Annotated in this window: 17 protein-coding genes and 2 tRNA genes; 16 read left to right on the forward strand and 3 right to left on the reverse strand. The window is 71.0% G+C overall.

Annotated features, from left to right (window positions below):
• Positions 1-27 precede the first annotated feature (27 nt).
• From E1J50_RS12010 to E1J50_RS12020, 3 genes are all read left to right on the forward strand, one after another.
• Positions 28-180, forward strand: a complete 153-nt coding sequence (locus E1J50_RS12010) for a DUF3096 domain-containing protein (RefSeq protein WP_132253851.1) — start codon at positions 28-30, stop codon at positions 178-180.
• A gap of 183 nt (positions 181-363) precedes the next feature.
• A complete protein-coding gene (gene ppdK, locus E1J50_RS12015) occupies positions 364-3,057 on the forward strand; it encodes a pyruvate, phosphate dikinase (RefSeq protein WP_132253854.1) in 2,694 nt (897 codons plus the stop codon).
• 255 nt (positions 3,058-3,312) lie between these two features.
• Positions 3,313-3,567 (forward strand): hypothetical protein, encoded by a 255-nt coding sequence (locus E1J50_RS12020; RefSeq protein ID WP_132253856.1) that lies wholly within the window; start codon positions 3,313-3,315, stop codon positions 3,565-3,567.
• Positions 3,568-3,624: 57 nt separating this feature from the next.
• On the opposite strand, the gene E1J50_RS12025 is transcribed toward E1J50_RS12020, so the two are convergent.
• The 3 genes from E1J50_RS12025 to E1J50_RS12035 all read right to left on the reverse strand — a co-directional run bounded on the left by E1J50_RS12025 (position 3,625) and on the right by E1J50_RS12035 (position 9,062).
• Positions 3,625-5,139, reverse strand: a complete 1,515-nt coding sequence (locus E1J50_RS12025) for a peptidoglycan L,D-endopeptidase MepK (protein WP_132253858.1) — start codon at positions 5,137-5,139, stop codon at positions 3,625-3,627.
• A 304-nt stretch (positions 5,140-5,443) separates the two neighbouring features.
• On the reverse strand, positions 5,444-7,480 hold the full coding sequence (locus E1J50_RS12030) for a L,D-transpeptidase family protein (protein WP_132253860.1): 2,037 nt from the start codon (positions 7,478-7,480) through the stop codon (positions 5,444-5,446).
• A gap of 97 nt (positions 7,481-7,577) precedes the next feature.
• The gene (locus E1J50_RS12035; RefSeq protein ID WP_132253862.1) at positions 7,578-9,062 is read right to left on the reverse strand and encodes a sigma-54-dependent transcriptional regulator; all 1,485 of its coding nucleotides are present in this window, start codon (positions 9,060-9,062) and stop codon (positions 7,578-7,580) included.
• A gap of 302 nt (positions 9,063-9,364) precedes the next feature.
• On the opposite strand from E1J50_RS12035, the gene E1J50_RS12040 reads away from it, so the two are divergent.
• The 13 genes from E1J50_RS12040 to E1J50_RS12100 all read left to right on the forward strand — a co-directional run bounded on the left by E1J50_RS12040 (position 9,365) and on the right by E1J50_RS12100 (position 21,554).
• On the forward strand, positions 9,365-11,245 hold the full coding sequence (locus E1J50_RS12040; RefSeq protein ID WP_132253864.1) for a M3 family oligoendopeptidase: 1,881 nt from the start codon (positions 9,365-9,367) through the stop codon (positions 11,243-11,245).
• 81 nt (positions 11,246-11,326) lie between these two features.
• Positions 11,327-11,551, forward strand: coding sequence for an AbrB/MazE/SpoVT family DNA-binding domain-containing protein (locus E1J50_RS12045; protein ID WP_132253867.1), 225 nt, complete (start codon positions 11,327-11,329; stop codon positions 11,549-11,551).
• The gene (locus tag E1J50_RS12050; protein ID WP_132253869.1) at positions 11,548-11,934 is read left to right on the forward strand and encodes a type II toxin-antitoxin system death-on-curing family toxin; all 387 of its coding nucleotides are present in this window, start codon (positions 11,548-11,550) and stop codon (positions 11,932-11,934) included. The genes E1J50_RS12045 and E1J50_RS12050 overlap by 4 nt, the downstream gene beginning before the upstream one ends.
• A 110-nt stretch (positions 11,935-12,044) precedes the next feature.
• Positions 12,045-13,406, forward strand: a complete 1,362-nt coding sequence (locus tag E1J50_RS12055) for an ABC1 kinase family protein (protein ID WP_132253871.1) — start codon at positions 12,045-12,047, stop codon at positions 13,404-13,406.
• Positions 13,407-13,599: 193 nt separating this feature from the next.
• Positions 13,600-13,893 carry an aa3-type cytochrome c oxidase subunit IV gene (locus tag E1J50_RS12060; RefSeq protein WP_132253874.1) on the forward strand — a complete coding sequence of 98 codons (294 nt, stop codon included), beginning with the start codon at positions 13,600-13,602 and terminating at the stop codon, positions 13,891-13,893.
• 130 nt (positions 13,894-14,023) lie between these two features.
• Entirely contained in the window at positions 14,024-15,166 is a 1,143-nt protein-coding gene (locus E1J50_RS12065) for a Re/Si-specific NAD(P)(+) transhydrogenase subunit alpha (RefSeq protein WP_132253876.1), read from the forward strand.
• Between the two features lie 20 nt (positions 15,167-15,186).
• Positions 15,187-15,636: a proton-translocating transhydrogenase family protein gene (locus E1J50_RS12070; RefSeq protein ID WP_132253878.1), complete on the forward strand. Its 450-nt coding sequence runs from the start codon at positions 15,187-15,189 to the stop codon at positions 15,634-15,636.
• 4 nt (positions 15,637-15,640) lie between these two features.
• On the forward strand, positions 15,641-17,038 hold the full coding sequence (locus tag E1J50_RS12075; protein ID WP_132253881.1) for an NAD(P)(+) transhydrogenase (Re/Si-specific) subunit beta: 1,398 nt from the start codon (positions 15,641-15,643) through the stop codon (positions 17,036-17,038).
• 141 nt (positions 17,039-17,179) lie between these two features.
• Positions 17,180-18,160, forward strand: a complete 981-nt coding sequence (locus E1J50_RS12080; RefSeq protein ID WP_132253882.1) for an SMP-30/gluconolactonase/LRE family protein — start codon at positions 17,180-17,182, stop codon at positions 18,158-18,160.
• A gap of 19 nt (positions 18,161-18,179) precedes the next feature.
• Positions 18,180-19,361, forward strand: coding sequence for an SMP-30/gluconolactonase/LRE family protein (locus E1J50_RS12085; RefSeq protein WP_132253885.1), 1,182 nt, complete (start codon positions 18,180-18,182; stop codon positions 19,359-19,361).
• A 91-nt stretch (positions 19,362-19,452) separates the two neighbouring features.
• Positions 19,453-21,246, forward strand: a complete 1,794-nt coding sequence (gene recJ, locus E1J50_RS12090; protein ID WP_132253906.1) for a single-stranded-DNA-specific exonuclease RecJ — start codon at positions 19,453-19,455, stop codon at positions 21,244-21,246.
• Positions 21,247-21,322: 76 nt separating this feature from the next.
• Positions 21,323-21,406 (forward strand) — tRNA-Tyr (locus E1J50_RS12095).
• A 74-nt stretch (positions 21,407-21,480) separates the two neighbouring features.
• Positions 21,481-21,554: transfer RNA gene (locus tag E1J50_RS12100), tRNA-Gly, on the forward strand.
• The last annotated feature ends 111 nt before the right edge of the window (positions 21,555-21,665 follow it).

The following is a 21,665-nucleotide window of genomic DNA, read 5'->3' on the forward strand; positions in this document are numbered from 1 at the left end:
CTGTCGCGCAACCCGGGGACGAGATCCATGACGATCACGATCGCGAAGCTGCAGCCCATCCTCGCCATCGCGGCGGGCGCGCTCATCCTGCTGCGCCCGCAGCTCCTCCACTACATCGTCGCCGCCTACCTGATCCTCGTGGGTTTGATTGGCCTCGGCGTCTTCCGCGCTCTATCTTGACGGTGGCGGCCCGCGCGTCGGGCCGCGGCCGCCGGCTCGACCGGCCGGTGACAGGAGGCGGGGAGCGTCAATCCCTGCGCAGTGCGAAGCTGTGCCGTTCGTCTTGCATTGCAGCAGGAGATGGTCCACCCCGCCGCCACAAGCTCGGGGCTGTCACAAATCTGCGAAGTGGACGGGATCGATATGGCGACCGACGGCACGACGAAGTGGGTCTACTCGTTCGGCGACGGCAAGGCCGAGGGTAAGTCCGCGATGCGCAACCTGCTCGGCGGCAAGGGCGCGAACCTCGCCGAGATGTCGAATCTCGGCCTCCCCGTGCCTCCCGGCTTCACCATCACCACCGAGGTCTGCACCTATTATTACGATCACGGCAAGCAGTACCCGCCCGAGCTGAAGGATCAGGTCCAGGCGGCGCTGGCGCAGGTCGGCGCGCTGACGGGCAGGACCTTCGGCGACGCGGCAGCCCCGCTCCTCGTCTCCGTCCGCTCCGGCGCGCGCGCCTCGATGCCGGGCATGATGGACACGGTGCTGAATCTCGGCCTCAACGACGAGACGGTCGAGGCGCTCGCCCGCGGCGCCGGCGACCCGCGCTTCGCCTACGATTCCTACCGCCGCTTCATCACCATGTACTCGAACGTCGTGCTCGGGGTGGAGCACCACGCCTTCGAGGAGGCGCTCGAGCATTACAAGGAAGGCAAGGGCCTCAACCTCGACACCGATCTCGGCGCCGAGGATTGGAAGCACCTCGTCGGCACCTACAAGGAGATCGTGCGGCGCGAGCACGGCTCGGACGTCCCGCAGAAGCCCGAGGACCAGCTCTGGGGCGCGATCGGCGCCGTGTTCAATTCGTGGATGATCCCGCGCGCCAAGAAGTATCGCGAGCTGAACAGCATCCCGGAGAGCTGGGGCACCGCCGTCAACGTGCAGGCGATGGTGTTCGGCAACATGGGCGACACGTCGGCCACCGGCGTCGCCTTCACCCGCAACCCGTCGACCGGCGAGCGCGCCCTCTACGGCGAGTTCCTGATCAACGCGCAGGGCGAGGACGTGGTGGCGGGCATCCGCACGCCGCAGGACATCACCGAGAAGGCGCGCATCGAGGCGAAATCCGACAAGCCCTCGATGGAGCGCGCGATGCCGGAGAGCTTCGCGGAGCTGACGCGGATCTACGGCATCCTCGAGAACCATTACCGCGACATGCAGGACATGGAGTTCACCATCGAGAGCGGGAAGCTCTGGATGCTCCAGACCCGCAACGGCAAGCGCACGGCCAAGGCCGCCCTCAAGATCGCGGTCGATCTCGCGAGCGAGGGCCTGATCAGCCACGAGGAGGCGATCGGCCGCGTCGAGCCCGGCGCCCTCGACCAGCTCCTGCACCCGACGATCGACCCGAAGGCCGAGCGCAAGGTGATCGCCTCGGGTCTGCCCGCCTCGCCGGGCGCGGCGACCGGCGAGATCGTGTTCAACTCCGAGGATGCCGAGGCCGCCCGCAAGGCGGAGCGCAAGTGCATCCTCGTGCGCATCGAGACGAGCCCCGAGGACATCCACGGCATGCACGCCGCGGAGGGCATCCTCACCACCCGCGGCGGCATGACGAGCCACGCGGCGGTGGTCGCCCGCGGCATGGGCAAGCCCTGCGTCTCCGGCGTCGGCACGATCCGCATCGACTACAAGGCTGGCACGCTGACGGTGGGCGGCGTCACGCTGAAGGCGGGCGACCGCATCACCATCGACGGCTCGACGGGGCAGGTGCTCCAGGGCGAGGTGAAGATGCTGGAGCCGGAACTCTCCGACGACTTCGCCACCCTGATGGAATGGGCCGACGCGGTCCGCACCATGAAGGTGCGCGCCAACGCCGACACGCCGACCGACGCCCGCACCGCCCGGAATTTCGGCGCCGAGGGCATCGGTCTCTGCCGCACCGAGCACATGTTCTTCGAGGGCGACCGCATCGTCGCCGTGCGGGAGATGATCCTCTCGGACGACTTGGACGGGCGCCGGCAGGCCCTCGCCAAGATCCTGCCGTATCAGCGCCAGGACTTCCTGGAGTTGTTCACGATCATGTCGGGCCTGCCCGTCACGATCCGCCTGCTTGACCCGCCGCTGCACGAGTTCCTGCCGCACACTGACGCCGAAGTGGCCGAGGTCGCGGCCGGCATCGGCGTGCCGGAGGACAAGCTTCGCCACCGGATGCGCGAACTCTCCGAGTTCAACCCGATGCTGGGATTCCGCGGCTGCCGTCTCGCCATCGCCTTCCCGGAGATCGCGGAGATGCAGGCCCGCGCCATCTTCGAGGCCGCGGTGCAGGCCGCCAAGGATACCGGCGCGCCCGTCACCCCCGAGGTGATGGTCCCCCTCGTCTTCACCAAGGCCGAGTTCGACATCGTCAAGGCTCGCATCGACGCCATGGCGAAGGCCGTCTCTGAGGAAACCGGCGCCACCGTCGATTACCAAGTGGGCACGATGATCGAGCTGCCCCGGGCCGCACTCCGCGCCAACGAGATCGCGGAGACCGCGGAGTTCTTCTCCTTCGGCACGAACGACCTCACCCAGACCGCGCTCGGCATCTCCCGCGACGATGCCGGCACCTTCCTCGGCGCCTACACGCAGAAGGGCATACTCGCCGCCGATCCCTTCGTGACGATCGACCAGGAGGGCGTTGGCGAACTGGTGCGGATCGGCGCCGAGCGCGGCCGCTCGGTGCGGGCGAACCTGAAGCTCGGCATCTGCGGCGAGCACGGCGGCGACCCGGCCTCGATCGGCTTCTGCCAGGAGGTGGGGCTCGACTACGTGTCCTGCTCGCCCTACCGCGTGCCGATCGCCCGGCTCGCCGCGGCGCAGGCCGCCCTCGACGCCCGCTCCGGCGGCGAGGGTTAAGGACCGCCCATGCCCTCGTGGAATACGGGGAAAACCCGTGCTCCACAAAGGGCTTGCGGTTGATTCCTTAACCCCTTTCTGAGATCCCGGCGCCTGGCTTCTCGCCCTGCGCCGGGCAGTGCGAAAAACCGATCGAAAAATTCCCGTCCGACAGCGAACCGAGGGCGCATCGGCACGTTAGGTGCTTGCGACGGACTGCGACGCGCGAGCGTCGCCCGGTCCGCCCGGGCGAAGCCTCCCGCGGGAACGACGGCCATGAACGACCCGAGCCCGACCCCCCTCTATATTGGCGAAAATTCCGGCACCGTCCCGATCCATCGGGCGGTCGAGAAGGCGTATCTGTGGGTGCTCGCCGCCCTCGGCGGCACGGCCGCCGCGGGCCTCGTCGTGTTCGCGGTGGCGACGCAATGCGGCAGCGACGCCGAGCGCATCGCGAACGCGACGGGCAGCGGCTATCTCGAGACGCTCGTCACGGCGCTCGCCGCGAACCACGGCCGCAAGCCGCTCTGATCCGGCCGGACGCTCCCCCTCCCTGACACGGCCCGCAGGCCGGCCTCCCGGCGCGGGCTAGCGCTGGCCGGGCACGGCCCGCATCGCGGAACCCGAGAAGCGGCCGGTGGCGAGATCCTCGGCCTGCCCGTTGCGGGTGAAGCGCGTCGCCACGAGGCTCGCGGGTTCGGCCACGAGGACGGGCGGGGCGGCGTTCGGCACGGGCCGCGCGAGCGTCACGTGCACGGGCGCGGAGCGCGGTGCGGAGGCGGGGCCGCCCGTCGCGGAGACCGCCTCGAACAGGGCACGCAGCTGGGTCTTCTCGTCCGCATCCGCCGGCACCAGGCTGGCCTTGCGCGCCGGTGCGGGAGCCTCGGCCGGCGCGGCCTGCGCCATGCCGACCACGCCGAGGCCGGCGAGCTGGACCGGGCGGGGCGGCGGCAGGGGCATCGACAGCGCCTCCGCTATTGCGGCGAACTCGGCCGGGCGGCGCGGCGGCAGGGGCGCGGCGAGCGCGACGGCGGCGTCCGCCTCCGGCGCGGGCTTCGCCGGTGCCTCGGCAGTGAGCAGGCTCTGCGCGTCCCGCCCGTTGCGCTGGAGCAGCGAGCCGCGCAGCGCCTCGCTGGCATTCGGCGCGGCGTAGGCGAGGGCGGCCCGGGTGCCCGTCATGTCCTCCGGATCGGCGCTCGCGACGGCGACGACGGGCTTTGCCCGCCGCGACGGAGCGGGGGCCGCAGGGCTCGGGGCGGGCTCTCCGCCGCCGCCTCCGCCGAACAGGCCGGCGAAGAAGCTCTTGATGCTCGGCCCCTCGTCCTCCTCGGCCTGCGCCACGGCGGTGACGCCGAGCACCGTGCCGCCGCGCGCCAGGATCTCGGCGCGGGCTTCCTCGTAGCGGGCCAGCGGCCGGTTGTCGGAGGGGAGGTGCACGGTCTTGCCGTCCGGGACCAGGCGGGCGAGCTGGTCGTGCGTCATCCGCGGCCAGGAGCGCACGGAGCCGACGTCGAGATGCACGAAGGGCGAGCCCGCCCGGGGATACCAGCCGACGCCGCCCCGCTGCATGCGCATGCCGATCCCTCGGATCTGATCGATCGAGACGTCGGGCAGGTAGAAGTCCATCGCCTTGCCCAGCATGTGCTGGCTGAACTCGGCGACCGCGCGGGAGCGGCGGCGCAGCATCGCGTTGGTCCCGGGCGAGCGGTAGGCCGAGACGATATGGATCGCCTCCGAGGAGCCGAGCTGCCGGTAGGCTTCCCACACGGTGTCGAACAGGCGGGGATCCATCTTGGTCTTCTCGTCGACCCGCCAGTCGCGCAGGAGCCAGTTGAGCTGGTCGAGGCCGGCCCGGTCGTAGCGCCCGTCCCGACGGAACGTGATGGTGGCGCTTTCCTTGGTGTGGGTGTGGAAGATCGTGAGCGAGCGCGTGTCGCCGTTGGCGACGGCGTCCTGCGTGCCGCTGGTCCCACCGAGGAGGGTAAGGGTCAGCGCCGAGACGGCCAGCGCCGCGCGTCGGAGGGGTGTCGTGCTGTGGGAGCGGAGGGCGGCGTGACGGGGGTTCGGGGCCGGTTTGGGCCCGGCTCTCAGCAGCCTACGCACGATGTCCTCACCCCTTGCCAGATGCCGCGCCGGGCGCGGACGTCATGGTGAACGCAGGGTTGCCGAAAACCGTAAAGGCCGGGTTATCGGGTCCGCAGGCTGATCACCGTCGGGTCTTAACCGCTAAGGTGCAACCGTGGCGAAAAAGGGCCGACAAGAGCGCTGGCGCACGCGGACCTTGTGGATCCGCGGGCGTTTCGTCCCGGGGCGTACCGAGTTCAGGCGCAGACGCGGGCCCGGTCGGCGCCGGAACCCGGATGCCGGTCGCGTTCCGGCGTCCCTCCGCCGCGATCGCGGCCCCGGATCACCACCACCCGCGCGAGACGGGAGCCGAGCGGGGCGTCCAGAGGCCCGGCTCGCCGAAATCGGCCGGCGCCTGCGCGGATCGGGCGGTCCGCCGGGGAGCCCGGGGGGCGTGCTCGACCGCATGCTGCGGCTTCGGCTTCGGCATCTCGGCAGCGCGCCGCTTCGGCTCCGCCGGAGCCCGGGCGACGAGGGCTGCCCCGCCCGGCAGGCCGAGGGCCGCGCGCAGGCGGGCGTCGACGCCGTAGAGGTCGGGCAGGGTCCGGAACTGGCCGGCATCGTCGATGTAGGCCGTGAAATAGGCGAGGTGGACGGGCAGCTTCTCGGCGAGCCGGATGGTGCGCTCGCCCTTGCCGATGAGCTTCGTCAGACGCTCGCTCGTCCAAGCCGCGGGCAGGACCGAATCGGCAAAGCGGAAGGGATCGTCGACGCGCACGCAGCCGTGGCTCATCGCCCGGAAGGAGGCCGAGAACAGCGAGCGGTTCGGCGTGTCGTGCAGGTAGACCGCGTGGTTGTTCGGGAACAGGAACTTGATAAATCCGAGGGCGTTGCGCTCCCCCGGCGGCTGGCGCACCGAGATCGTGTTGCCGCGGCGCACGACTTCGTAGCCGCGCCGCGCCGCGTAGTTCGGGTCGCGGGCGAGGCCCGGCAGGAACTCGTTCTTCAGGATCGAGGGCGGCACGTTCCAGGACGGGTTGACGACCGCGTATTCCATCATCCCGGAGAAGATCGGCGTGGGCGATTCCGTCTTGCCGACGATCACCCGGGTCTCGTCCCTGAGGACGCCGTCGCGGAACACCCGCAGGCGGAACTCGGGGATGTTGACCATCACGTAGTCGCGCCCGAGGGCCGGCAGCCAGCGCCAGCGCTCCATGTTGACGAGGATCTCGGCCTCGCCCTCCGCCCGGACCGGCTTGGCGTCGGGTGCGCCGAGGGCCGCCACCGTCTGGGGCGTGAGGTCGCCGCTCGCGGGCAGGCCGCGACGCTTCTGGAAGGCCGCCACCGCCGCGGCGACGCCCGAATCGTAATCCTCCGGCTCCCCCGGAGCAGCGTCGAGGGTTCCGCCCCTTCGCGAGGCGAGGCCGAATCGGGCGCGGATGAGGGGCACGCGCGGGTCGCGCATGCCGAGCTTCAGGACGGGTCCCGGCGGCAGCGCCGCCGGCGTGCCGGCGGGCGCGCGCTCGCGGATCGCGGCGAGCCGCGCCTTCAGGGCGCGGTAGCCGGCCCCCTGGGGATTGTAGCGCTGCAGCAGGTCGCCCGCCGTCTCTCCGCCGCTCGCGATCGGGCCGAGCACCGCGTCCGCCGCGGGCAGATCGAGCGTCGGGGTGATCAGGCGCGAGAGCGAGGTCGGGTTCACGCGCCCGCCCCGCGCGTCGCGGGCATAGAGGGCGATCGCCGCCGAGAGCTTGAGGTCGGCCTCCGCGATCTCGGCCTCGGTCTCGGGGCGGGTCATCACGCCGAGCACGGGCACGGGATAGGCGGCGGGATCGAGCCCGTCCTCGCCCGCGAGAGCGAGACGCGCGGCGGCGGCCTTGGCAGCGGGCGTGAAGGCGCGCTCCGCGATCCAGACCGGCTTGAAGGCGCCGAGCGCGTAGAAGGCCTGGATCGCCTCGCGCTCCTTCGCGGTCAGGCGCCCGAGCAGGGGCGCGGGGTCGGCGAGGCGTGCGGCCACGGCCGCGGCCTGCGGATCGGCCGGGGGAGGGGGCACGGCCGGCGCCGGGGCCTCGGCGGTTCCTTCGGGCTTGGCCGGCTCGGCCTGCGGGGCGGACTCGCCCACCTCCTTCGGCCCGGCGGTCGTCGCCTCGGCCTTCGGCTCGGCGGGATCCGGCCTCTCGGCGAGCGCGTCGGTGCGGACCGGGTCCGGCGTCGGCGCCGCCTCACGGGTGGGCGCCGCCTCGAGGGTGGGCGCGGCCGCGGCGGGCGCCGCCTCCACCGGGTGCGCGGCCTCCGGCTGGATCTCGGCGGAAGCCGGCCGGAGCTGCGGCGCCGCAGCCGCCAGGACGGCCAGGGCGAGGGTGGCAGAGCGCGACAGGCTCATGGCTGCTCTCCGGGACATGCGGCCGAGCCGCCAAGCCCTTCGTAGGGTTATGGTCTCAAGCCCGGCCGTGTGCAATCGCACGGGCCGGACGCCGCCCTCAGGCGGCGGCCTCCTCGGACCCCTCGTCAAGGCCGAGATCCTTGAGCTTGCGGTAGAGGGTCGATCGTCCGATCCCGAGGCGGCGCGAGACCTCGGACATCCGGCCGCGGTAGAATTGCAGGGCGAAGCGGATGATCTCGGCCTCGAGAGCCTCCATCGTCTTCATCTCCCCGGTATCCTCGACGACGAGAGACATGGCGTGGGGGTCGCGCACCTCGACGCGCACGATCTCGCGCACGGGCTCGGGCGCGCCGGTCGAGAGCATCGGCTGGCTGGGCGCGGGCGGGATGCGCACGTCGAAGCCGTCGACCTGGGCCGCGATCTGGGGAAATTCCGAGACGGTCAGCTCGTCGCCGTCGGCGAGGACCACGGCCCGGAACAGGGCGTTCTCGAGCTGGCGCACGTTGCCGGGCCAGCCGTAGCGCGTGAGCAGCGCCATCGCCTCCGGCGTCACCGAGCGGACGCGCTTGCCTTCCTCGGCCGCGAAGCGGGCGCAGAAGGAACGCACGAGGTCCGGGATGTCCTCGCGGCGCGCGCGCAGCGGGGGCAGAGTCATCGGGAAGACGTTGAGCCGGTAATAGAGATCCTCGCGGAAGCGGCCCTGCTTGACGAGGTCGAGGAGCGAGCGGTTCGTCGCCGAGACGAGGCGGATGTCGACCCGCACGCTGCGCTTGCCGCCGACCGGATCGACCTCGCCCTCCTGCAGAGCGCGCAGGAGCTTGACCTGCGCGTCGAGGGGCAATTCGCCGATCTCGTCGAGGAAGAGGGTGCCGCCCGACGCCTCGACGAACTTGCCCACATGCCGCTCGGTGGCGCCCGTGAACGCGCCCTTCTCGTGGCCGAACAGCGTCGACTCGACGAGGTTCTCGGGGATCGCCCCGCAATTGACGGTGACGAAGGGCTTGCCGCGCCGCTCGCCCGAGCCCTGGATGGCGCGGGCCAGCACCTCCTTGCCGACCCCCGACTCGCCCTCGATCAGGACCGGGATGTTCGACTTCGCCGAGCGCTCGGCCAGCCGAATCACCCGGTCCATGTCCGGGCTCTTGGAGGCGAGGTCCTTGAAGGTGAGCGCACCCGATGCCCGGCGGCGCATGCGCCGGACCTCCTCCTCGAGCTGGTCGACCTTGAGGGCGTTGCGGATCGAGACCTGAAGCCGCTCGGCGCCCGCGGGCTTGACCACGAAATCGACGGCCCCCGCGCGCATGGCGTTGACCACCGCGTCGATCGAGCCGTTCGAGGTCTGGACGATGACCGGCGTGTCGAGCCCGCCCTTGCGCATCTCGGCTAGCACGCCGAGCCCGTCGAGGCCCGGCATGACGAGGTCGAGCAGCACCACGTCGATGCCCTCGCCGGCCCGCAGGAGGGCCAGCGCGTCCGCCCCGTTCTCGGCGACCAAGGCCTCGAAGCCGAAGCGGCGCACGGCCGCCTCGGCGAGGCGGCGCTGCACGGGATCGTCGTCGACGATGAGGATCGTAGTCGACATGGGGGCTCCCATCCGTGGCGGCGCGATCGGACGGGCGACGGGATCGCAGGCTCCCGCGCCCGGCCGTCCGGCGCCCTGTTTCGTTTCGAGCCGCAGGGTCGCGCAAAGGCGTAAAGTCCCGCTTAACGACGTTGCACGATTTCGCTGTGGGCCGTTCCGGCGGCCGGAGGCCGGGCACACGATGGCGTGCGACGCCGTGACCGTCGCCGGCCGCACCGAGGCATCGGTTGATCGTGGGCGGTCCGCGCTCGATATCAGGGGGAGCGGGGCCGGATCGCCCCGCGAGAAGGAATCACGAATCCATGCCGAGCCGAGCCGTCGCGCCTGTCCTGATGCCGGAGCCGTCGCGCAATGTGGACGGGGCGCACGCGGCCCGCGCCGCCGCCCACGCGCTCGACCTTGGCGCCCTGCCCGAATGGGACCTCTCCGACCTCTATTCCGGCATCGATGCGCCCGATTTCCGGAACGACCTCGCCCGCGCCGAGAGCGAGTGCCGCAGCTTCTCGGAGCGCTACGCCGGCCGCATCGCCGATCTAGCCGCCGGGCCCGACGCCTCGGGGGCGCTCGGCGAGGCCGTGCGGGCCTACGAGGGAATCGAGGAGCTGCTGGGCAAGCTGATGTCCTATGCGGGCCTCGTCTATTCCGGCGACACCACCGACGAGCGGCGCGCCAAGTTCTACGGCGACACCCGCGAGCGCCTGACGAACGCCTCGGGCGACCTCCTGTTCTTCGCCCTCGAACTGAACCGGGTCGACGATGCGGTGATGGATGCGGCGATGGCGGAGGGCCCGCTCGCCCACTACGCGCCCTGGATCGAGGATCTGCGGCGGGAGAAGCCGTTCCAGCTCGAGGACCGGATCGAGAAGCTGTTCCTCGAGAAGTCGGTGACCGCGAACGCCGCCTGGGACCGGCTCTTCAACGAGACGATCGCCGCCCTGCGCTTTCCCGTGCGCGGCGAGCCGCTGACGCTGGAGCCGACGCTCAACAAGCTGCAGGACCCGGACGGTGCGGTCCGCAAGGAGGCGGCGGGCGCGCTCAGCGAGGTGTTCCGGGCGAACCTGCGCATCTTCACGCTGATCACCAACACGCTCGCCAAGGACAAGGAGATCTCGGACCGCTGGCGCGGCTTCAAGGATGTGGCCGACGCCCGCCACCTCGCGAACCGGGTCGAGCCCGAAGTGGTGGCGGCCCTTGTCGAGGCGGTGCAGGCGGCCTATCCGCGCCTGTCGCACCGCTATTACCGCCTCAAGGCGAAGTGGTTCGGCGTCGAGGCGCTGCCCTACTGGGACCGCAACGCGCCGCTGCCGAAGGTCGAGCAGCGCACGATCCCCTGGGCGGAGGCGCGCGACACCGTGCTCGACGCCTACGGCGCCTTCTCGCCGCGGATGGCCGGCATCGCGAAGGACTTCTTCGACCGCCGCTGGATCGACGCGCCGACGCGTCCCGGCAAGGCACCCGGCGCCTTCGCTCATCCGACGGTGCCCTCGGTCCACCCCTACGTGCTCGTCAATTACCAGGGCAAGCCGCGGGACGTGATGACGCTCGCCCACGAGCTCGGCCACGGCGTGCATCAGGTTCTGGCAGGCCCGAACGGCGCCCTGATGGCGCCCACCCCCCTGACCCTCGCCGAGACGGCCAGCGTGTTCGGCGAGATGCTGACCTTCCGGCGCCTGCTCGCCGGGACGACGGACACGGTGCAGCGCCGCGCCATGCTCGCCGCCAAGGTCGAGGACATGATCAACACGGTGGTGCGTCAGATCGCGTTCTACTCGTTCGAGCGGAAGGTCCATCTCGCCCGTCAGGCGGGCGAACTGACGGCCGAGCAGATCAACGCGCTCTGGATCTCGGTCCAGGCCGAGTCGCTCGGGCCGGCGATCACGCTCGACGCGGGCTACGAGCCCTTCTGGGCCTACATCCCGCACTTCATCCACTCGCCCTTCTACGTCTACGCCTACGCCTTCGGCGACTGCCTCGTGAACTCGCTCTACGGCGTCTACGCGAAGGCTGAGGAGGGCTTCGTGGACCGCTACTTCGCACTGCTCGCGGCGGGCGGCTCGAAGCCGTACGGCGAACTCCTCGCCCCGTTCGGGCTCGATGCCAGCGACCCCTCCTTCTGGCAGATCGGCCTTGGCATGATCGAGGGCATGATCGCGGAGCTCGAGGCGATGGAGGGGCAGGGCTGAGGCCCAGCGCCGCCACCCTCGAATTTGGCGCGACCCGAAGGAAATGTTATACTTTCCGTATAACAACCCACGGGTGCGCCGATGAAACTGGAAGTGAAGAAGATCGGCAACTCGACCGGCCTGATCCTGCCGCGCGAGTTGCTGGGCACGCTGAACTTGGCTCAGGGCGACTGGCTCTATGTCACGGAGAATGCGGACGGCTCCGTTCGGCTGTCGCCTTACGATCCGGCTTTCGAGAAAGGCATGCGGATCGCTGAAAAGGCGATGAAGACGTACCGGAACGCCCTGTCCGAACTTGCCAAATGAGCGAGATCGTCTGGCTGACGAGCGACCTCGTCCAGGCGATTCACGCGCATCAGCTCAAGCTCTTCGGTGGCCCGCCCGGTCTGCGCGACCTGGGCGCCCTCGAATCGGCGCTTGGCCGTCCGGTCAATCGCGCCGCCTACGGGGAAGCCGACTTGGCTGAGCTCGCCGCGGCCTACGCCTTCGGCCTCGCCAAAAATCATCCGTTCGTCGACGGCAATAAGCGTGCAGCCCTGCTCGCGCTCGTCACCTTCCTCGGGCTGAACGAGATCGATTTCGTCGCGGACGAGGCGGAAGCCGTTGTGATGATCCTCGGCCTCGCCGCCGGCGAGGTCGACGAGACCGGCCTCACCCGCTGGATCCGCGACAACTGGCCGGCGGCCTGAGGCGGGCCGCGGAGGGGGGAGGGCGCGGCGCGCCGCCCCACCGCCCTGGCAGCGAGACGGGTTCGGCTTATCTCCGGGTCTGATCCCCGAAGACCCGTCAGAAGAACCCGATGGCCGAGATCGACCGCGAAGCCAACCGCTTCTCCGCCCGCGCGAGCCGCTACGCCCGCGTCGGGGCCAATGTGGGCGGCGTCGCCGCGCGGATGGCGGGCGCGCGCCTGTTCGGCAAGGAGGGCACGACCAACGCCGCCGCTCTCGCGCAGGCCCTCGGCGGCCTGAAGGGCCCGATCATGAAGGTGGCGCAGCTCCTGGCCACCGTGCCGGATCTGCTGCCGCCCGAATACGCGGCCGAGCTGCAGAAGCTGCAGGCCGACGCGCCGCCGATGGGCGCCGCCTTCGTCAAGCGGCGCATGATGGCGGAGCTCGGGGCCGACTGGCAGTCCCGGTTCGGCAGCTTCGACCTGAAGCCCTCGGCCGCGGCCTCGCTGGGACAGGTCCACCGGGCCGTCTCGAAGGAGGGGACTCGGCTCGCCTGCAAGCTCCAGTATCCGGACATGCAATCCGCGGTTGAGGCCGACCTGAAGCAGCTCGAGGTCGCCTTCGCCCTGCACCGGCGCATGAATTCCTGGCTCGATACCCGCGAGATCGCCAAGGAGATCGGCGCCCGCGTGCGCGAGGAGCTCGACTACGCCCGCGAGGCCAAGCACGCCGCCCTCTACGGCGGCGTCCTGCGGGACATCGACGCCGTGCGCGTGCCCGACGTTCATCCCGACCTCTCGACCCGCCGTCTCCTCACCCTCGGCTGGCTCGACGGCGACAAGATCCTCGGCTTCGCGGACAGCCCGGTCGAGATCCGCAACCGCATCGCCCAGGCGATGTTCAAGGCGTGGTGGCACCCGTTCAGCCGCGCCGCCGTGATCCACGGCGACCCTCATCTCGGCAATTACACCGTCTTCTCCGAGGGCGGCGAGGCCCAGGGCATCAACCTGCTCGACTATGGCTGCGTGCGCATCTTCCATCCCCGTTTCGTCGGCGGCGTGGTCGATCTCTACCGGGGGCTGCTGACGCAGGACGAGGCGCGCATCGTCCACGCCTACGAGGTCTGGGGCTTCAAAAACCTCAATCGTGAGTTGATCGAGATCCTCAACATCTGGGCCCGCTTCATCTACGGGCCGCTGCTGGAGGATCGCACCCGCACCGTCGCGGACGGGGTCAAGCCCGGCGAGTACGGGCGCCGGCAGGCCTTCGAGGTGCATCAGGCGCTCAAGGAGCGCGGGCCGGTGACGGTTCCCCAGGAATTCGTGTTCATGGACCGCGCCGCGGTCGGCCTCGGCGCCGTGTTCCTGCATCTGCGCTCGGAACTGAACTATCACCAGTTGTTCGAGGCGGAGATCGAGCACTTCTCCCTCGACGCCCTGGCCGCGCGGCAGGGCGAGGCGCTCGCGGCCGCGGGCCTTCCGAAGCCGGATTAGGCTCGGCCCCCAGCCGTGCCGCCGGCGCGCTTTTTCAGGGCGGAACGCGCGGAACGGACTGGACAATTTCTCTGGTATACCAGAAACTGCGCCGCAGGGATGGGGCAGCGGCGCATGCCGATTGCGACGCGTTAGACCTTGCGTTAAATCCGCTCGGGACCAAGCAAGACCACGTCAAGGGGACGAGCGCACGATGGCCGATACGAAGACTTTGTCCGGGGTCCGGTACAGCCCGGCGATGGACGAGAAGACGCACGAGCAGACGTATCGGGGATTCGTACGTTTCGTCGAGATCGCCACCGGCGTGGTGATCTGCTGGGTCCTGGCACTGGCCGTGGGCGGCATCCGCGAGGCGTGGCTCACCGCGATCCTCGGCGTGGTCCTGTCGAGCGTGGCCGGCGCCGTCGGCGCGCTTGCGCCGGGGATCGGCTGGAAGGCGCCGGCGGCGATCGGCCTGTTGCTTGCCTTGTACCTCGCCTTCGCCTGAATCCAGGCTCGGTGTCGGACGGCCGACAGTTACATTGTTCGCATTTTCATCAGACTAACCGGGCCACCCGCCTCGTCTTGCTGCGCCGAATCGCAGAAGGGGAGGCGGTCAATCGAAGGGGAATTCCTGAATGCGCATCGCTGTGCTGTCGGAGGCGGATCCCGCGGAAACGCGGGTCGCGGCGGTGCCCGAGACGGTCAAGAAATTCATCGGCCTCGGCGCCGATGTGGTCGTCCAGTCGGGCGCCGGCCTGAAGGCCGGTGTTCCGGACGGCGAGTACGAGGCGGCCGGCGCCACCGTTGCGCCCTCCGCCGAGGAGACCGCGCGGGACGCCGATCTCGTCCTCAAGGTGCGCCGCCCAGCCGCCGAGGAGCTTCCGCTCTTCAAGAAGGGCGCCGCCGTCGTCGCCATCATGGATCCCTACGGCCGTGAAGCCGAGCTGAAGGCGATCGCCGATGCGGGCGTTTCCGCCTTCGCGATGGAGCTGATGCCACGCATCACCCGCGCGCAGGTGATGGACGTCCTCTCCTCCCAGGCGAACCTGGCCGGCTACCGCGCGGTGGTCGACGGCGCCGCCGAGTACGGCCGCTCCATGCCGATGATGATGACGGCCGCGGGCACCGTCCCGGCCGCCCGCGTCTTCATCATGGGCGTCGGCGTGGCGGGCCTCCAGGCCATCGCCACCGCTCGCCGCCTCGGCGCCGTCGTGACGGCCACCGACGTGCGGCCCGCCACCAAGGAGCAGGTCGAGTCCCTCGGCGCCAAGTTCGTGGCGGTCGAGGACGACGAGTTCAAGCAGGCCGAGACCGCGGGCGGCTACGCTAAGGAGATGTCGGCCGAATACCAGAAGAAGCAGGCGGAGCTGGTCAAGGGCCACATCGCCAAGCAGGACATCGTGATCACGACGGCCCTGATCCCGGGCCGCCCGGCGCCGAAGCTCGTCTCCGAGGAGATGGTCGCCTCGATGAAGCCGGGCTCGGTCCTCGTCGACCTCGCGGTCGAGCGCGGCGGCAACGTCGCGGGCGCGAAGGCGGGCGAGATCGTCACGACCGACAAGGGCGTGAAGATCGTCGGCCACACCAACGTGGCGGGGCGGCTCGCCGCGACCGCGTCGGCCCTCTACGCGCGCAATCTCTACGCCTTCCTCGAGACGCTGATCGACAAGGAGACGAAGGCGCTCGCGATCAAGTGGGACGACGAGCTCGTCAAGGCGACGAACCTCACCCGCGACGGCGAGGTTGTGCACGCCTCGTTCCAGCCCAAAGCAGCCTGATCCCGCCGGAGACACTCCCGATGGCAACCCTTCCCCCCGACCAGGCGGTCGATCAGACCCGCGTGCTCGCGGACACGGCGCGCGCCGCCGCCGAAGCCGCCCGCCGCGCTGCCGACCAGGCCGCCTCCATCGCCGACGGCCTCGGCCACGGCGCCGCCGCCATGACGCACGGCGCGGTGGACCCCACCGTGTTCCGCCTCGCCATCTTCGTGCTCGCGATCTTCGTGGGCTACTACGTGGTCTGGTCCGTGACCCCGGCACTGCACACGCCGCTGATGTCGGTGACCAACGCGATCTCGTCCGTCATCATCGTCGGCGCGATCCTCGCCGCCGGCGTGCCGCTCGTCGAGCACGGAACCGGCTGGGCCCGCTTCTTCGGCTTCATCGCCATTATCCTCGCCAGCGTGAACATCTTCGGCGGGTTCCTCGTCACACAGCGCATGCTCGGCATGTACAAGAAGAAGGCCTGAGGCGATGTCCGAGAACGTCTCATCCCTTCTCTACATCGTCTCCGGCGTCCTGTTCATCATGGCGCTGCGGGGGCTCTCGCACCCGACCACCTCCCGGCAGGGCAACCTGTACGGCATGGTCGGCATGGGGCTCGCCATTCTCACCACGCTGGTGGGCCATCCGCCCGCGGGCTTCAGCGCCTGGATCCTCGTGCTCCTCGGCCTCGCCATCGGCGGCGGCGCGGGAGCGGTGATCGCCAAGCGCGTGCCGATGACGGCGATGCCGCAGCTCGTCGCCGCCTTCCACTCGCTGGTTGGCCTCGCGGCGGTCTTCGTCGCGGCCGGCGCCCTCTACGCGCCGCAGGCCTTCGGCATCGTCGAGGGGGGCCACATCCACGGCCAATCCCTCTTCGAGATGGGCCTCGGCGTCGCCATCGGCGCCATCACCTTCACGGGTTCGGTGATCGCCTTCGCCAAGCTCGACGGCCGGATGTCGGGCAAGCCGATCATCCTGCCCCAGCGGCACGCGATCAACATCGCGCTCGCCATCGCCCTCGTCGCGCTGCTCGCCGTGTTCATCGGCAGCGGCAGCAAGGTGGTGTTCTGGCTGATCGTGATCCTGTCGCTGGTGCTCGGCGGCCTGCTCATCATCCCGATCGGCGGCGCCGACATGCCCGTCGTCGTCTCGATGCTGAACTCCTACTCGGGCTGGGCGGCCGCCGGCATCGGCTTCACGCTCGGCAACCTCGCGCTCATCATCACGGGCTCGCTCGTGGGCTCGTCGGGCGCGATCCTGTCCTACATCATGTGCCACGCGATGAACCGATCGTTCTTCTCGGTCATCCTGGGCGGCTTCGGCGGCGACTCCGCCGTGGCCGGCAGCGGGCAGGTCGAGACCCGCCCCGTCAAGCAGGGCTCGGCGGACGACGCCGCCTACATCATGAAGAACGCCGAGCGCGTGATCATCGTGCCCGGCTACGGCATGGCGGTGGCGCAGGCCCAGCACTCGCTCCGCGAGATGGCAGACCTCCTCAAGAAGGAGGGCGTCGACGTGAAGTACGCCATCCATCCGGTGGCGGGCCGCATGCCGGGCCACATGAACGTGCTGCTCGCCGAGGCGAACGTGCCCTACGACGAGGTGTTCGAACTGGAGGACATCAACGGCGAATTCCCGCAGGCGGATGTGGCCTTCGTGATCGGCGCCAACGACGTCACCAACCCGGCCGCCAAGACCGACAAGACCTCGCCGATCTACGGCATGCCGATCCTCGACGTGGAGCGGGCCAAGACCGTGCTCTTCATCAAGCGCGGCATGGGCTCGGGCTACGCGGGCGTCGAGAACGAGGTCTTCTTCCGCGACAACACCATGATGCTGTTCGGCGACGCCAAGAAGGTCGTCGACTCGATCCTCAAGAACCTCTGACGGCAGCCCTTCGGGCACGGAACCGGGCGGGGCGGGCGCGCGAGCGTCCGCCCCGTTTCCGTTCCGGGTCCGGCACCGGACGGATCATCGCGGATCGGCTCGCGTTGGCGTGGCACCTCGCCCGACCACCGCAGGAGCCTGATGACCGCTCTCAGACGACGGGATCTCCTCGCTGCCGGGATCCTGACCCTGGCGCTTCCCCGCCCGGCTCGGGCGGCCCCGGTGGTGCGCGTCCTCGACGCGCGCTTCGCGTCCGTCGTCGATCCCACGGCCCGGCTCGAGACCGTCTACGCGGGCGGGCGCTGGTGCGAGGGGCTCTGCCCGGCCCCGCATCTCGGCGGCCTCGTCTTCAGCGACGTGAAGGCGAACCGGATCTGCATCCTCGGTGACGACGGCCGGGCGCGGCCGTTCCGCGACCCGTCGAACAACGCCAACGGCAACACCCTGGACCGCGAGGGCCGTCTCGTCACCTGCGAACATCGGGGGCGGCGGGTCGTGCGCCGGGAGCCGGACGGAGAGCTCACCGTGCTCGCCGACAGCTTCGCGGGGCGGCCGCTCAATGCCCCGAACGACGCGGTGCTGGGGCCGGACGGCGCGATCTGGTTCACCGATCCCGTCTTCGGCATCCGCCTGCCCGACGAGGGCGTGATGGCGGAGCCGGCGCAGAGGGCGCGCCGGGTCTACCGGGTGGCGGAGCCCGGCCGCGTCGAGGCGATGACCGACGCCGCCGACCAGCCGAACGGCCTCGCCTTCGCGCCGGACGGGCGGACCCTCTATCTCAGCGATGCGGGCGCTGCGCTGCAGCCCGAGGGCGCGCGCACCATCCTCGCCTTTCCGGTCGGGCGCGGCCATCGGCTCGGGCCGAAGCGGCCCTTCGCCGAAGTGGAGACCGGCGCGCCGGACGGCCTCGCGGTCGACGCGCAGGGCCGGCTCTATGCGGCCTGCGAGGACGGCGTGCGCGTCTTCGACCCGGACGGCACCTGGCTCGGCCGCATCGCGACGCCGCGCGCCGCCGCGAACCTCGCCTTCGGCGGACCGGACGGGCGCCGCCTGTTCGTCGCGGCCGGCTCCTCCATCCACGCCATCGACCTGACGGCGGCCGGCGCGCGCCGCGCCGGCTGAGACCACGAGAGGACGTACCATGGCCCTTGCCCGCCGCGACGTGATCGCGCACGGCCTGACCGCTGCCGCCGCCCTCGGCCTCGCCCGCCCTGCGGAGGCCGCCCCGGCGGGCGGCACGCAGGCCGCCACGAGCCGGAGCGCGGGGGCGATGGAACTCGCGCTCCTCGCGCACGCCCCGTCGACCCCGACCGGCCTCGCGATCTCCCGCTCGGGCCGGGTCTTCGTGATGATGCCGCGCTTCGACGCCAAGGTGCCGATCACGGTGGGCGAGGTCGCGCGGGACGGCTCGGTCCTGCCCTATCCGAGCGAGCCCGCGAACCGGCCGGACCCGACGAACCCGCAGACGAGCCTGCTGCACGTGCCGAACGGCGTGTTCGACCGCGACGACACGCTCTGGCTCCTCGATGCCGGCCTGCCCGAGGGCAAGGGGCCGCCCGTGCCGGGGGGCGCGAAGCTCGTCCAGGTGGATCTTGCCGAGAACCGGATCCGCCGGATCGTGCCGCTCGAATCGGGGATCACCCCGTCCTCCTCCCTCAACGACCTCCGGGTCGACATCCGCGAGGGACGGGCTGCGGCCTACATCACCGATCAGGGTCAGGGGGAGGAGGGCGCGATCCTCGCCGTCGACCTGAGATCCGGGCGCGTCGTGCGGCGGCTCCAGGGCCATGCCAGCACCCGATCCCAGAAGAACCTCGTCAAGTTCGTCGAGCACCAGCCCGTGATGCTGCGCCCGGAGGGCGGCCCGGAGAAGCCCGTGCAGGGCGGCGCCAACGGCATCGCGCTGAGCCCAGACGGGCGGCGGCTCTACTACGCCCCCCTGATCGGGCGCCGCCTCTACGCGGTGGATGCGGCCTCGCTCCTCGATCCGGACGCCACCGACGCCGAGGTGGCGGCCGGGGTCGAGGATCTCGGCGAGAAGGGCATGACGGGCGGGCTCACCACCGATGCCGAGGACCGCGTCTATCTCACCCTGCAGGAGCAGAACGCGGTCGCCCGCCGCCATCCGGACGGGCGGATCGAGGTGATCGCCTCGGACGAGCGCCTGATCTGGGCCGACACGTTCTGGATCACGCCGGACCGCTGGCTCTACGTCTCGGCCGCGCAGGTGAACCGGCGCCCGGAATACAATGGCGGCGCGGATCTGCAGAAGCCGCCCTACGCGATCCTGCGCGTGCGCATCGACGCGGACCCGGCGGGATAGACCCCCTGTCTCATGCGGGGGAGCCTGTCGCTTTCGGGCGGCAGCGCCCGGCCGCGGTTGCGGCTATGATGACCCCGTGTCCGCCACAGCCATGCCCGATCCACGCGCTCTCCTCGATGTGACTGCCTCCCTCCTCGGACGGTGCTGGCGGGAGCGCTGTGCCGCCCAGGCCACCGAGCATCACGCGCTGACCATGACCCAGGTCCACGGCCTGCCGGATCTGCTCGCCCGCGTGCTCGCGGGCCGCGGCGTGCGGCCGGCCGAGGCGCAGGGCTACCTGCAGCCCCGCCTGCGCGACCTGATGCCCGATCCCGACTGCCTCCTCGACATGGAGGCCGCCGCCGCGCGGCTCGCCCACGCCGTGCGCCGGGCCGAGACGGTGGCGATCTTCGGCGATTACGACGTCGACGGGGCCGCGAGCACGGCCCTGCTCGCCGATTACCTGCGCGTCCTCGGCGTACCGACCCGCATCCACATCCCCGACCGGATCACCGAGGGCTACGGGCCCAACGCCGAGGCGGTGCGCGCGCTCGCGGCCGAGGGCGCGAGCCTCCTCGTCACGGTCGATTGCGGCACGAGCGGCCACGCCCCCCTCGAGGTGGCGCGGGAGATCGGCCTCGACGTCGTCGTCCTCGACCATCACGCCGCCGCCGAGACCCTGCCGCCGGCCCGCGCCATCGTGAACCCGAACCGCCTCGACGACCTTTCCGGCCTCGGCCATCTCTGCGCGGCGGGCATCGTGTTCCTTACGCTGGTGGCCCTCAACCGCACCCTGCGCCGGGAGGGCTTCTTCCGGGATCGCGCGGAGCCAAGCCTGCCGGACGCCCTCGACCTCGTGGCGCTCGCGACCGTGGCCGACGTGGTGCCGCTCGTCGGCCTCAACCGCGCCTTCGTGGTGCAGGGCCTCACCGTGATGCGGGCCCGCGGGCGGCGGGGTCTCGCCGCCCTGTTCGATGCGGCCTCCCTCGCCGAGGCGCCGGAGGCGTGGCATCTCGGCTACCTGATCGGCCCGCGCATCAATGCCGGCGGCCGGATCGGCGACGCCTCCCTCGGGGCGAAGCTCCTCTCGACGCAGGATCCGGCCGAGGCGGCCCGCATCGCGGCCGAGCTCGACCGGCTGAATCGCGAGCGGCAGGTGATCGAGGCGGAGGCTGTCGCGGCAGCGGAAGCCGAGATGGACCGGGCGCTCGGCCTCGATCCGGACCGGCCCGTGCTCGTCGCGGGCTCGCCCGACTGGCATCCGGGTGTGGTCGGCCTGATCGCGGCCCGCCTCAAGGAACGCTTCGGCCGGCCCGCCTTCGCCTTCGCGCTGCGCCCGGACGGAAGCGCGGTCGGCTCCGGCCGCTCGATTCTCGGCGTCGATCTCGGGCAGGCCGTGCGCCTCGGCGTGGAGGCGGGGCTCGCGCGAAAGGGGGGCGGCCACGCCATGGCGGCGGGCGCCACCATCGCGGGCAGCGATCTCGCCCGGTTCCAGGCGCATCTCGCCGAGACGCTCGGCACGACCGTGAAGACGGCGCGCGCGGCGGAGGCCCTCCTCCTCGACGGCACGCTGAGCGCGGGCGGCGCCACGGCGGAGACCGTGCGGCTGATCGGGCGGGCGGGGCCCTTCGGCTCGGGCTCCCCGGAACCCGTCTTCGCCCTGCCGCGCCACCGGGTGGTCGATGCCGGCCTCGTCGGCAACGGGCACGTGCGGGCGCGCCTGCGCAGCCGCGACGGGCAGGCGATCGGCGCCATCTCCTTCCGGGCCGCGCAGGGGCCGATCGGCCAAGCCCTCCTCAACGGCATCGGCCGGGAGTTCCACGTGGCCGGCACCCTCGCCTGCGACCGCTGGCGCGGCGCCGAGCGGGCACAGGTGCGAATCTGCGATCTCGCGCCGTGCGGATGAGGGGCAGGCAAGCCGGTTGACACCCGCTTTGCCCCTCATCATAAGGGCCGCACGCGGCCTTGAGGGCCGGCAGTTTGGGGGAATGTCCCGAGCGGCAAAGGGGGCGGACTGTAAATCCGCTGCGTAAGCTTCGTAGGTTCGAGTCCTACTTCCCCCACCAAGCATCTTCACGGATCGCGATCGAGGAACCGGCGCCTTCTCAAGGGCCGACGGCCGTGCTAATCGGCCCCTCGCGCGGGTGTAGCTCAATGGTAGAGCAGCAGCCTTCCAAGCTGAATACGAGGGTTCGATTCCCTTCACCCGCTCCACCCGATCCCTGCCTTCCGCGCTAATCCGTCGACCGGCCGCCTCGCTTCGATCGCGGGCGGTGGGGCGGTCACGGCACTTGCCGGCTGCGCGCCCGTGACGCGCGTGGCGCC

The organism is Methylobacterium segetis, assembly GCF_004348265.1.
Taxonomy (GTDB): Bacteria; Pseudomonadota; Alphaproteobacteria; order Rhizobiales; family Beijerinckiaceae; genus Methylobacterium; species Methylobacterium segetis.

Coding starts and splice junctions, on each gene's coding strand:
- E1J50_RS12010 (WP_132253851.1), top strand. CDS start 28: ATGACGATCACGATCGCGAAGCTGCAGCCCATCCTCGCCATCGCGGCG.
- ppdK (WP_132253854.1), top strand. CDS start 364: ATGGCGACCGACGGCACGACGAAGTGGGTCTACTCGTTCGGCGACGGC.
- E1J50_RS12020 (WP_132253856.1), top strand. CDS start 3,313: ATGAACGACCCGAGCCCGACCCCCCTCTATATTGGCGAAAATTCCGGC.
- E1J50_RS12030 (WP_132253860.1), bottom strand. CDS start 7,480: ATGAGCCTGTCGCGCTCTGCCACCCTCGCCCTGGCCGTCCTGGCGGCT.
- E1J50_RS12035 (WP_132253862.1), bottom strand. CDS start 9,062: ATGTCGACTACGATCCTCATCGTCGACGACGATCCCGTGCAGCGCCGC.
- E1J50_RS12040 (WP_132253864.1), top strand. CDS start 9,365: ATGCCGAGCCGAGCCGTCGCGCCTGTCCTGATGCCGGAGCCGTCGCGC.
- E1J50_RS12045 (WP_132253867.1), top strand. CDS start 11,327: ATGAAACTGGAAGTGAAGAAGATCGGCAACTCGACCGGCCTGATCCTG.
- E1J50_RS12050 (WP_132253869.1), top strand. CDS start 11,548: ATGAGCGAGATCGTCTGGCTGACGAGCGACCTCGTCCAGGCGATTCAC.
- E1J50_RS12055 (WP_132253871.1), top strand. CDS start 12,045: ATGGCCGAGATCGACCGCGAAGCCAACCGCTTCTCCGCCCGCGCGAGC.
- E1J50_RS12060 (WP_132253874.1), top strand. CDS start 13,600: ATGGCCGATACGAAGACTTTGTCCGGGGTCCGGTACAGCCCGGCGATG.
- E1J50_RS12065 (WP_132253876.1), top strand. CDS start 14,024: ATGCGCATCGCTGTGCTGTCGGAGGCGGATCCCGCGGAAACGCGGGTC.
- E1J50_RS12070 (WP_132253878.1), top strand. CDS start 15,187: ATGGCAACCCTTCCCCCCGACCAGGCGGTCGATCAGACCCGCGTGCTC.
- E1J50_RS12075 (WP_132253881.1), top strand. CDS start 15,641: ATGTCCGAGAACGTCTCATCCCTTCTCTACATCGTCTCCGGCGTCCTG.
- E1J50_RS12080 (WP_132253882.1), top strand. CDS start 17,180: ATGACCGCTCTCAGACGACGGGATCTCCTCGCTGCCGGGATCCTGACC.
- E1J50_RS12085 (WP_132253885.1), top strand. CDS start 18,180: ATGGCCCTTGCCCGCCGCGACGTGATCGCGCACGGCCTGACCGCTGCC.
- recJ (WP_132253906.1), top strand. CDS start 19,453: ATGCCCGATCCACGCGCTCTCCTCGATGTGACTGCCTCCCTCCTCGGA.